Raw genomic sequence first — 13,011 nt, 5'->3', positions numbered from 1 at the left:
GGGGAGAGCGAACTGGCGCTGGCGGGCGGGGTGAGCATCATGTCCAGCCCGGGTGCCTTCGTCGGGTTCTCCCGGCAGCGCGCGCTCGCGGTGGACGGGCGCTGCAAGGCCTACTCCGACGCCGCCGACGGCATGACCCTGGCCGAGGGCGTCGGCGTGGTGCTGCTGGAGAAGCTGTCCGACGCGGTGGCCAACGGGCACCGGGTGCTGGCCGTGCTGCGGGGTTCCGCTGTGAATCAGGACGGCGCGTCCAACGGGCTGACTGCGCCGAACGGCCCGGCGCAGCAGCGCGTCGTGCGCGCCGCGCTGGCCAACGCGCGCCTGGAACCGTCCGAAGTGGACGCGATCGAGGGGCACGGCACCGGCACCTCGCTGGGTGACCCGATCGAGGCGCAGGCGCTGTTGGCGACCTACGGCCGCGACCGCGACCCCGGGCGCCCGCTGCTGCTGGGCTCGGTGAAGTCCAACATCGGCCACACCCAGATGGCCTCCGGTGTCGCCAGTGTGATCAAGCTGGTGCTGGCGCTGCGCCACGGCGTGCTGCCGCGCACCCTGCACGCGGAGGTCCCCTCCAGCCACGTCGACTGGTCCAGCGGCGCCATCAGCCTGCTGACCGAGCCCGTGCCGTGGCCGGAAACCGGTCATCCGCGCCGGGCGGCGGTGTCCTCGTTCGGCCTCAGCGGCACCAACGTGCACGCCATCCTGGAGCAGGCGCCGGAACAGGAGGTGCCGGTCGTCCCCCGGGTCGAGCGCACCGCGCCGGTGCTGGTGTCCGGGCGCGGCGACGACGCCCTGCGCGCCCAGGCCGGGCGCCTGCTGGAACTGCTGCGCACCGCACCGGACACCCACCCGGCCGACCTGGCCTTCTCCACGGCCACCAGCCGCTCCGCGCTGGAGCGCCGGGCCGCGGTGATCGCCGAGGACACCGACGCGCTGGTGCGCGGGCTGACCGCCGTGCGCGACGGCGCGCCAGGCGCGGGTGTGCTGCGCGGCTCGGTGCGGCGGGGCGGTCTGGCGGTGCTGTTCACCGGCCAGGGCGCGCAGCGCGCGGGCATGGGCCGCGAGCTGTACGACCGGTTCCCGGTGTTCGCCGACGCGCTGGACGAGATCCTGCTGCACCTGGACGCGGAGCTGGACCGGCCGCTGCGGGAGGTCATGTGGGCCGACGACCCGACCGAGCTGGACCGCACCGGCAACACCCAGCCCGCGCTGTTCGCCGTCGAGGTGGCGCTGTACCGGCTGGTGGAGTCCTGGGGCGTGCGACCCGACCACCTGGCGGGCCACTCGGTCGGCGAGCTGGCCGCAGCGCACGTCTCCGGTGTGCTGTCCCTGGCGGACGCGGCCACCCTGGTCGCCGCGCGGGGCAGGCTGATGCAGGCGCTGCCCGAGGGCGGCGCGATGGTGTCCGTCCGCGCCGGTGAGGCCGTGGTCGCGGCGAAGCTGGTGGGCCTGGAAGACCGGGTGTCCATCGCCGCGGTCAACGGCCCCGAGTCCGTGGTGGTCTCCGGTGACGAGGACGCCGTGCTCGCGCTGGCCGAGGACTTCGCGGCCGACGGGCACCGCACCCGGCGACTGCGGGTGAGCCACGCCTTCCACTCGCCGCGCGTGGACGCCGTGCTGGACGACTTCCGCCGGGTCGCCGAGACCCTGGCCTACCAGCCGCCGCGCATCCCGATCGTGTCCAACGTGACCGGTGAGCCGGTCACCGCCGAGCAGGTCTGCGACCCGGAGTACTGGGTTCGGCACGTGCGGGCCGCCGTGCGCTTCGCCGACGGCGTCACCTGGCTGGCCGGGCACGGCGTGCGCACCTTCCTGGAGCTGGGCCCGGACGCCGTGCTGACCGGCATGGCGCGGGAGAGCCTGCCCGAGGGCGACGCGGTCGTGGTGGCCTCGCTGCGCCGGGACCGGGACGAGGCGACCGCCGTCGCCACCGCCGTCGCCGACCTGCACGTGCACGGCGTGGACGTGGACTGGTCCGCGTTCTTTGCCGGGACCGGCGCCGGGCGCGTCGACCTGCCCACCTACGCCTTCCAGCGCGAGCGGTTCTGGCCCGAGCCCGGTGCCGAGCCGGTGCCGACCCCGGAGGGCAGCGTCGACGCCGGGTTCTGGGCGGCCGTGGACAACGCCGACCTGGACTCGCTCGCCGCCGACCTCGACCTGCCCACCGACACCCTGTCGGCCGTGGTGCCCGCGCTGTCGACCTGGCGGCGGCGGCGCGACGGGGAGGCCGCCGTGGACGCCCTGCGCTACCGGGTGTCCTGGGCCCCGGTCTCCACCGGCTCGACCGTGCTCGGCGGCACCTGGCTGGTGCTGGTGCCCACCGCCGAGGACGACCCCGAGTGGTCGGCTGCGGTGCTGGGCGGCCTGGACGCGGCGGGCGCGCACACCGTCCGGGTGGACGTGACCGAATCCGATCGCGCCGACCTGGCCGAGACCCTGCGCGCCCGAGCGGGCGACGGCCTCGCGGGAGTGGTGTCCCTGCTGGCGACGGCGCAGCGGGGGGAGGCCGAGGTGCCCGCCGGGCTCGCGCTGACCACGGCGGCCGTCCAGGCCCTCGGCGACGCCGGGCTGACCGCGCCGCTGTGGTGCCTGAGCAGGGGCGCGGTCGCCGTGGACGGCTCCGACCCCGCGCCGGACCCCGACCAGGCCGCGGTGTGGGGCCTGGGCCGGGTGGCCGCGCTGGAGCAGCCCACCACCTGGGGCGGGCTCATCGACCTGCCCGCCCGGCTCGACGTCGGCACCGCGCGGCGGCTCGGCGGGGTGCTGGCGGGCAATGGCGAGGACCAGGTCGCGGTCCGCCCGGCGGGCGCGTTCGCCCGCAGGCTCGCCCACGCCCCCGGCGGCACTTCTCAGCCGTACACCCCGTCCGGCACGGTGCTCATCACCGGCGGCACCGGTGGCATCGGCGGGCACGTCGCCCGCTGGCTGGCCGGGGCGGGTGCCGAACACCTGGTGCTGACCAGCAGGCGCGGCCCGGACGCCCCGGGTGCGCCCGCTCTCGCCGCGGAGCTGGAAGCGCTCGGCGCCCGGGTCACCGTCGCAGCCTGCGACGCCGGGGACCGCGACGCCCTCGCCGCGCTGCTCGCCGACACGCCGCCGAACGCGGTCTTCCACACCGCGGGCGTGCTGGCCGACGGCGTGCTGGAATCCCTCGCACCGGAGTCGTTCGCGGCCGTCCTGCACGCCAAGGCGACCGCGGCGCGCAACCTCGACGAGCTGACCGCGGGGCTGGACCTCGACGCGTTCGTGCTGTTCTCCTCCACCACCGGCACGATCGGCGCGCCGGGGCAGGCGAACTACGCCGCCGCGAACGCCTGGCTCGACGCCTTCGCCGAGCGCAGGCGGGCAGGCGGTCGGGTCGCCACGTCCATCGCGTGGGGCCCGTGGGCCGAGGCGGGCATGGTCGCCGACGGCGAGCTGGCCGCCCGGATGCGGCGCGGCGGCTTCGAGCCGATGGGCGTGCCGACCGGGGTCGCCGCGCTGCGCCGGGCCGTCGAGCTGGGCGACGCGGCGGTGGTGGTCGCCGACGTCGACTGGGCGGCCTTCGTGCCCGCGTTCGCGCAACTGCGGCCGACCAGGCTGGTCGCCGACCTGCCGGAGGTGCGCGCGCTGCGCGCGGCTGTCGTGGAGCGGCCGTCGGAGTCGGGCCTGCGCGCGGAGCTGCTGGCCCGACCCGAGGGCGAACGCCGCCGGGTGCTGCTGGAGCTGGTGCGGGCGCAGGTCGCCGCCGTGCTCGGGCACGCCGACGCCACCGGGGTCGACGTCGACCGGGCGTTCCGCGACCTGGGCTTCGACTCGGTGACGACCCTGGAGCTGCGCAACGGGCTGGCCGCCGCCACCGGCACCGCCCTGCCCGCCTCGCTGATCTACGACCACCCGACCCCGGTCGAGCTGACCGACTTCCTGCTCGGCGAGGTCGTCGGCGCGGCGGCCCCGGCGACCGGGGCGCCGGTGGCGGCGGCCCGGCCGGTGGCCGACGACCCGATCGCCATCGTGGGCATGGCCTGCCGCTTCCCCGGCGGCGTGTCCTCGCCCGAGCAGCTCTGGGACCTGGTGGCCACCGGGGGCGAGGGCATCGGCGCGTTCCCCACCGACCGCGGCTGGGACCTGTCCGCCCTCGCGGCGGGCGCCTCGGCCTCGGTGGAGGGTGGGTTCCTCGACGGCGTCGCGGACTTCGACGCCGCGCTGTTCGGCATCTCCCCGCGCGAGGCGCTGGCCATGGACCCGCAGCAGCGGCTGCTGCTGGAGACCGCGTGGGAGGCCGTGGAACGGGCAGGCATCGACCCGACCGGCCTGCGCGGCTCGCCGACCGGGGTGTTCGTGGGCACCAACGGGCAGGACTACCTGTCCGTGCTGCGCACGGCGGCCGAGGACGTGCGCGGCCACGCTGCCACCGGGGTCACCGCCAGCGTGCTGTCCGGGCGCGTGTCCTACGCCCTGGGCCTGGAGGGGCCCGCGGTCACCGTGGACACAGCCTGCTCGTCGGCGCTGGTGGCGCTGCACTGGGGCGCCGGGTCGCTGCGGTCGGGGGAATCCTCGCTGGTGCTGGCGGGCGGAGTCTCCGTGATGTCCACACCGGACTCCATCGTGGAGTTCACCACCCAGGGCGGGCTGTCCCCGGACGGCCGGTGCAAGGCGTTCTCCGACGCCGCCGACGGCACCGCCTGGGCCGAGGGCGTGGGCGTGCTGGTGCTGGAGCGGCTGTCCGACGCGCGGGCCAACGGGCACCGGGTGTGGGGCCTGGTGCGCGGCACGGCGATCAACTCCGACGGCGCCTCCAACGGCCTGACCGCGCCGAACGGCCCGTCGCAGCAACGCGTCATCCGGGCCGCCCTCGCCGACGCCGGTCTGTCCGCAGCGGACGTCGACGCCGTCGAGGCGCACGGCACCGGCACCCCGCTGGGCGACCCGATCGAGGCGCAGGCGCTGCTGGCGACCTACGGCCGCGACCGGGAGACCCCGCTGCTGCTGGGCTCGGTCAAGTCCAACATCGGCCACACCCAGGCCGCCGCCGGGGTCGCGGGCGTGATCAAGGTGGTCATGGCGATGCGCCACGGCACCGTGCCGCCGACCCTGCACGCGGCCACCCCCTCCGCGCACGTCGACTGGTCCGCGGGCACCGTCGCGCTGGCCACCGACGCGGTCGCGTGGCCGGAGACCGGCCGCCCGCGCCGCGCCGGGGTGTCGGCCTTCGGGGTGAGCGGCACGAACGCGCACGTGGTCATCGAGCAGGCACCCGCCGAGGAGACCACCACCGAGTCGACCCCCGCCGCCGTGGAACCGGAGGTGCGCCCGGGGGTCGTGCCGTGGCCGGTGTCCGGGCGCACCCGCGAGGCACTGGACGCCCAGCGCGAACAGCTCGACCGGTTCGCCGCCGAGCACGGGCCCGCGCCGGTGGACGTGGGCTGGTCGCTGGTCGCCACCCGGGCCGACCTGCCCCACCGGGCGGTGCTGCTGAGCACGCCCGACGGCGTCGTCGAGTCGGTGTCCGGGACGGCGCGCGGCGGCGGTGCCGTGGCCGTGCTGTTCTCCGGCCAGGGTGCGCAGCGGCTGGGCATGGGCCGCGAGCTGCACGCCCGGTTCCCGGTGTTCGCCGCCGCCTTCGACGCGGTGGTGGCCGCGCTGGAGGTCGACGTCCGCGACGTGGTGTGGGGTGCCGACGCGGCTGCCCTGGACGACACCGGCTGGGCGCAGCCCGCGCTGTTCGCGCTGGAGGTGGCCCTGTACCGGCTGGTGGAGTCGTGGGGGGTGCGGCCGGACCTCGTGGCCGGGCACTCCATCGGCGAGGTCGCGGCGGCGCACGTCGCCGGGGTCCTGTCGCTGCCCGACGCGGCGGCGCTGGTCTCGGCGCGGGCCCGGCTGATGGCCGAGCTGCCCACCGGCGGTGCCATGACGGCGATCGAGGCGGGCGAGGACGAGGTCCGCGCCGAACTGGTCGACGGCGCGGTCGTCGCCGTGGTCAACGGCCCACGGGCGGTGGTCGTGGCCGGGACGCGGGACGCGGTCGCCGCCGTGGCCGCGCGGTTCCCGAGGTCCCGGGCGCTGCGGGTCTCGCACGCCTTCCACTCACCGCTGATGGACCCGATGCTGGACGAGTTCCGCGCGGTGGCCGAGGGCCTGACCTACGGCACGGCCGCCATCCCGGTGGTGTCCACCCTGACCGGGGCCCTCGCGGGCGACGAACTCGCCACCCCGGAGTACTGGGTCCGGCAGGTCCGCGAGGCGGTGCGCTTCGGCGACGGGGTGGCCGCGCTGCTCGACGCGGGCGTGACGACCCTGCTCGAACTCGGCCCCGACGGCGTGCTGACCGCGCTGGCCGCCGACACCGCGCAGGCGCGCGGGGTCGACGTCACCGCCGTGGCCGCCCTGCGCCGCGACCGGGGCGAGGAACGCGCGGTCGTCACCGCGCTGTCGCGCCTGCACACCCGGGGCGTCGAGGTGGACTGGGCGGCGTTCTTCGCGGGCACCGGTGCCCGCGTGGTGGAACTGCCCACCTACCCGTTCCAGCGCGAGCGCTTCTGGCCGACCACTGCTCCCACCACCGCGGGCGACCCGGTGGACGGCGAGTTCTGGGCGGCGGTCGAGCGGACCGACGTGGATTCCCTGGCGACGACGCTGGGCTTCGACGGCACCGAACTGTCCACAGTGGTCCCCGCGCTCGCCCGGTGGCGGCAGCGCCGCCGCGACCACGCGGCGGCGGACGGCCTGCGCTACCGCACCACCTGGCGCCCGGTCCGGCAGGAGCCCGCGAACGGCCGCTGGCTGGCGCTGGTGCCCGAGGACTGGGAGGCCGACCGGACCGTCTCCTCCGTGCTCGCCGCGCTGGACGCGGTTCCCGTGGTCCCCGGCGCGGCCCTGCCCGACACCGGGGGCGCCACCGGGATCGTGTCCCTGCTCGCCGCCACCGACGGCGAGGAGGTGCCCGGCGCCGCGTGGCCGGAGGCGCTGCTGGCCGCGGTCGACGGCGCCGACCTGCCGGTGTGGCTGGTGACGCGCGGCGCGGTCGCGGCCGTCGACGGCGAGGAACCCGTGCCCGCCCGCGCCGCCCTCTGGGGCGCGGGCCGGGTCGCCGCCCTCGACCACCCGCGGCGCTGGGGCGGCCTGCTCGACCTGGCCGGTCCGGTGACCGCGAGCGGGTCCGCGCGGCTGCGGGCCGCCCTCGGCGGGGTGGAGGACCAGGTGGCCGTGCGCGACCGCGAAGTGTTGGCCCGCCGCCTGATCCGCGCCACCGGGCTCGACGCCCGGTGGAACCCCACGGGCACGGTCCTGGTCACCGGCACCGACACCCCCGAGGGCGCCCTGGTCGCCCGGTGGCTGGCCGACCGGGGCGTGCCCGGCCTGCTGCTGCTCGGGGCCGACCTGAGCGACCTGGGCGTGCCGGTCATCGCGTCCGAGCTGGACCCGGCGGACCCGGGGGACCGGGCCGCGCTGACCGACCTGCTCACCCGGCACCGGGTCTCGGCCGTGTTCGCCACCGGCGACCCGGCCGCCGACGCCCTGGCCGAACTGCTGCACGACACCCCGCTGGACGCGTTCGTGCTGTTCGGGTCGATCGCGGGCACCTGGGGTGTGCGCGGCCGGGCCGACCGGGCCGCCGCCGACGCCCGGCACGAGGCCGTCACCGCCGCGCGGCGGGCCAGGGGCCTGGCCGGGACCACCGTGTCCTGGAGCGCCTGGGCGGGCAGCGAGGACCAGGAGATGGACCGCCACCTGCGGCTCAACGGCCTGCCGAGCATGGACCCCGGCCGGGCGCTGGCCGCGCTGGACGGCGTCCTCGGCGGCACCGAGGACGTGACGGTCGCCGACGTGGCGTGGGAGACCTTCGCCCCCGCCTTCCAGCGCACCCGGGTCAGCACGCTGTTCGCCGAACTGCCCGAGGCCGCCGCCCCCGTCGAGTCCGCACCCACCGGGCTGCGCGCGCACCTGCTCGGCCTGCCCGAGCAGGACCGCGCGGGCGAGCTGCTGGGCCTGGTCCGCGACCGGGTGGCGGCGGTGCTCGGCCACGCGAGTAGCGCCGGGATCGAGCCGGACCTGCCGTTCCGCGACCTCGGCGTGGACTCGCTGACCGCCGTGGACCTGCGCAACCAGCTCACCGACCTGACCGGGTTGCCCCTGCCCGCCACCCTGGTCTTCGACCACCCGACCCCCGCCGCCCTGGCCGCGCACCTGCGCGCGGAACTGCTCGGCGAGCACACCGCGGTGGCGGCGGCGCCCGTCGGGGTCGCCGACGACGACCCGGTCGTCGTCGTGGGCATGGCCTGCCGCTACCCCGGTGGGGTGGCCTCGCCGCAGGACCTGTGGGACGCGGTCGTGGCGGGCCGCGACGCGATCGGCCCGATGCCCACCGACCGCGGCTGGGACCTGGCCGCGCTGCTGGAGCCGGGCGCCGACGGCCGGGCCCGCACGGTGGCGCGGGCGGGCGGGTTCCTGCCCGGCGCGGCCGACTTCGACCCGACGTTCTTCGGCATCTCCCCGCGCGAAGCGGTCGTCATGGACCCGCAGCAGCGGCTGGTGCTGGAGTCGGCGTGGGAGGCGCTGGAACGCGCCGGGGTCGACCCGACCGGTTTGCGCGGCACGGGCACGGGCGCCTACGTCGGCGGCATCAGCGGCGACTACCGGCCCTCGGCCGACGGCCGCGACTGGCAGACCGCCCAGTCGGCCAGCCTGCTCTCCGGTCGCCTCGCCTACACCTTCGGCCTGGAGGGGCCGACGGTCTCGGTGGACACGGCCTGCTCGTCCTCGCTGGTCGCGGTGCACCTGGCCGCGCGGGCGCTGCGGTCCGGTGAGACGGACCTGGCGCTGGCGGGCGGGGTGGCGGTGATGTCCACGCCGGTGAACTTCATCGAGTTCACCGACCTGGGGGCGCTGTCCCCGGACGGCCGGTGCAAGGCGTTCTCCGACGCCGCCGACGGCACCGGCTGGGCCGAGGGCGTGGGGATGCTGGTGCTGGAGCGGCTGTCCGACGCCCGCCGCAACGGCCATGAGGTGCTGGCGGTCCTGCGCGGCTCGGCGATCAACTCCGACGGCGCCTCCAACGGCATGACCGCGCCCAGCGGTCCGGCGCAGCAGCGGGTCATCCGCAGGGCGCTGGCCGACGCCGGGCTCACCCCGGCGGAGGTGGACGCCGTCGAGGCGCACGGCACCGGCACCAGGCTGGGCGACCCGATCGAGGCGCAGGCGCTGCTGGCCACCTACGGGCAGGACCGCGAACGGCCGCTGCTGCTGGGCTCGGTCAAGTCGAACATCGGGCACACGCAGGCCGCGGCCGGGGTGGCCGGGATGATCAAGATGATCCTGGCCATGCGGCACGGGCTGCTGCCGGGGACCCTGCATGCGGACACCCCGTCCGCGCACGTGGACTGGTCCGCCGGTGCGGTGGAACTGCTCACCGAGGCCACCCCGTGGCCCGCGGTGGACCGGCCGCGCCGGGCCGCGGTGTCCGCCTTCGGCGCCAGCGGCACCAACGCGCACGTGATCCTGGAGCAGGCACCGCCGGTCACGGCGGACGCCACCGTTGCGGACGCCGTCGAGTCGGACACCGTCGTGGCGCGCCCCCGGGGCGTGGTCGCGGTGCCGCTGTCCGCGGTGACCGGTGCCGCGCTGCGCGAGCAGGCCCGGCGCGTGCTCGGCGTGCTCGACGCGGGCGCACCGGCGCTGCCCGACCTCGCGCTGTCCCTCGGCACCACCCGGACCGCGTTCGACCAGCGCGCCGCCGTGCTCGCGGCCGACGCCGACGGGCTGCGGGCCGGGCTCACCGCCCTGGCGGGCGGCACCCGGTCGGCGGCCGTGGTCACCGGCGGGGCGGGCAGCGGGGCGGTGGCCTTCCTGTTCACCGGCCAGGGCGCGCAGCGGGTCGGCATGGGCCGCCGCCTGCACGAGCTGCACCCGGCGTTCGCCGCGGCCTTCGACGAGGTGGTCGCCGAACTGGACCGGCACCTGGACCGGCCGCTGCGCCCGGTCGTCTGGGACGGCGGGGACGGCGCGCTGGACCGCACGGAGTTCACCCAGCCCGCGCTGTTCGCGCTGGAGGTGGCGCTGTACCGGCTGGTCGAGTCGTGGGGGGTGCGGCCGGACTTCCTGGCGGGCCACTCCATCGGCGAATTGGCCGCCGCCCACGTGGCCGGGGTGTTCTCCCTGGCCGACGCGGCGGCGCTGGTCACCGCCCGCGGGCGGCTCATGCAGGCCCTGCCGGAGGGCGGCGCCATGGTCTCGGTGCGGGCCACCGAGGACGAGGTGGTCCCGCTGCTCACCGGGGGGCTGTCCATCGCGGCCGTCAACGGCCCGGAGGCTGTGGTCATCGCCGGTGACGCCGCCGAGGCCGCCGCGGTGGCCGCGCACTTCACCGCGCTGGGCCGCAAGACCAAGGCGCTCAACGTCAGCCACGCCTTCCACTCCCCGCACATGGACGCGATGCTCGCCGAGTTCGAGCGGGTCGCCCGGCGGGTGACCTACCGGGCCCCGGCGACGCGGCTGGTCTCGGCGCTGACCGGCGACGTGGTCGAGGCGGAGCGGATCACCGACCCGGCGTACTGGGTCCGGCACGTCCGCGACGCCGTCCGGTTCGCCGACGGCGTGCGCACCCTGCTGAACCGCGGCGTGACGACGTTCCTCGAACTGGGCCCGGACGGCGTGCTCACCGCCATGGCGCAGGACACCATCGCGGTGCACGGCACCGGACCGGTCGCGGTGACCGCGCTGCGGCGCGACCGGGACGAGGACGCGGCGCTGGCCGCGGCCCTGGGCACCCTGTTCACCCGGGGTGTCCGCGTCGACTGGGCGGCCGTGCACCCCGGTGCCCGGCGGGTCGACCTGCCCACGTACCCGTTCCAGCACGAGCGGTTCTGGCCGGAGGCCACCGGTGCGCCCGCCGCCCCGACCGGGCAGCGGGAGGACGCGGGGTTCTGGGCGGCCGTGGAGAACACCGACCTCGACGCCCTGGAGTCGCTGCTCGACGTCGACGGCGACGCGCTGGCGGCGGTCATGCCGAAGCTGCTCGACTGGCGGCGGACCAGGAACGAACAGGCCACCGTGGACAGTTGGCGGCACCGGATCGCGTGGCGCCCGCTCGCGGGCAGGCGCCAGGTCGCACCGGGCGGGACGTGGCTCGTGGCCCTGCCCACCGGGTGGGCGGGCGACGCGTGGGTGGAGGCGGTGACCGGCGCCCTCGGCGCGGACGTCGTCCGCCTCGAGGTCGACGACACCGACCACGCACGGCTGGCCGAGCGGCTGCGGGCGACCGGCGGGCCGTTCACCGGGGTGCTCTCGCTGCTGGCGCTGGACGAGGCGATGACCGGTTCGGTGCCCTCCGGGGTGCTGCTGACCACGGCACTGGTGCGGGCGCTCGGCGACGCGGGCAGCACCGCGCCGCTGTGGTCCGCCACGCGGGGCGCGGTCTCGGTGGACGCGGGTGAGCCGCCCGCCCACCCCGTGCAGGCGGCGGTGTGGGGGCTCGGGCGGGTCGTGGCCCTGGAACACCCCGACCGCTGGGGTGGTCTGGTGGACCTGCCGCCGTCGCTCGACGCCGACACGGCGGCGCGCCTGCCCGGTGCGCTGACCGGGGCGGGCGGTGAGGACCAGGTCGCGGTCCGGCCGGGGGCGGTGTTCGGCCGCCGCCTGGTGCAGGCCCCGGCGACCGACCCGGACCGGCTGTGGACGCCGGGCGGCACGGTGCTGGTGACCGGTGGCACCGGTGCGCTGGCCGCGCACGTCGCCCGGTCCCTCGCCGCGGCCGGTGTGCCGCACCTGCTGCTCGCCAGCCGACGCGGCGAGGCCGCGCCGGGCGCGGCCGGGCTGCGGGCGGAACTGGAGGCGCTGGGCACGGCGGTGACGATCGTCGCGTGCGACGTCGCCGACCGCGCCGACCTCGCAGCGCTGCTCGACGGCATCCCGGCGGAACAGCCGCTCAGCGCGGTCGTGCACACCGCGGGCGTGCTCGACGACGGCGTGCTGGACTCGCTGACCCCGGAGCGCTTCCAGGCGGTGTTCCGCGCCAAGGTGACCTCGGCCCTGCTGCTGGACGAGCTGACCCACGGGCTCGACCTGGGCGCGTTCGTGCTGTTCTCCTCGGCCTCCGGCGCCGTGGGCAACCCGGGGCAGGCCAACTACGCGGCCGCCAACGCGGTGCTCGACGCCGTGGCCGAGCGGCGCCGCGCCCTGGGCCTGCCCGCCACCTCCATCGCCTGGGGCGCCTGGGGTGGCGGCGGGATGGCCGCGGGCGGGCGCGCCGACGACAGCGCGCGGCGCGGTGGCATCGCCGCCATGGACCCGGAGCGGGCCGTTGTGGCGTTGCGCCAGCTCGTCGCGGAGCCCGCGGCCACCGCGCTGGTGGCGCGGGTGTCGGCGGCGGAGTTCCTGCGCGGCCCGACCGCGTCCCGGCTGCGGGCACTGCTGGGCGAGCTGCCCGGCGCCCAGGTCGAGGTGCCCGCCGTGCCCGCGCAGGAGGCGCCGCTGCTGCCGTCCCGCCTGGCGGGCTTGGCCCCGGCCCGGCGCCGGGAGGAGGTGCTGGAGCTGGTGCGCGACACCGCGGCCGCGGTGCTCGGTCACGCCGACACCGAACTGCTGGGTCCGGACAAGGCGTTCCGGGACCTCGGGTTCGACTCGCTCAGCGGGGTGGAGCTGCGCAACGGGCTCACCGCCGCGACCGGGCTGAGCCTGCCCTCGACGCTGGTGTTCGACCACCCGACGCCATCGGCGCTGGCCGCCCACCTGCTGGCCGAGCTGGGGCTGAGCGGGGCAGGCGACAACGGCGCCGCCCAGAACGGGAACGGCCACGCGGCGACCGGCGCGCAGGACAGCGACGAGGCCGCGGTCCGCGCGGTGCTCTCCTCCGTCTCGCTGGGCCAGTTGCGGGAGATCGGCGTCCTGGAGCCGCTGTTGCAGCTCGCCGGGCGCGGCGGTGCACCGGCGGACGACACCCGCCCGCACGACGGCGTGGACGCCGTCGATGACATGGACGTGGACGACCTGGTCCAGGCCGCGCTCAACGGCTCGTCCGACCTGACGCTCGACTAG

The 13,011-nt window shown here is 77.1% G+C and carries 1 protein-coding gene (running past one end of the window); it reads left to right on the top strand.

The window, feature by feature from the left end:
* On the top strand, positions 1–13,011 hold the 3' portion of the coding sequence (locus UO65_RS26065; RefSeq protein WP_035287531.1) for a type I polyketide synthase. Its footprint begins 14,895 nt before the window's first position; the window shows 13,011 of its 27,906 coding nt (coding positions 14,896–27,906); its start codon lies off the left edge, out of view; it ends in the stop codon at positions 13,009–13,011.

The organism is Actinokineospora spheciospongiae, from assembly GCF_000564855.1.
In the GTDB taxonomy this organism is placed as follows: domain Bacteria; phylum Actinomycetota; class Actinomycetes; order Mycobacteriales; family Pseudonocardiaceae; genus Actinokineospora; species Actinokineospora spheciospongiae.
This window is presented reverse-complemented; position numbering and strand designations above follow the sequence as displayed.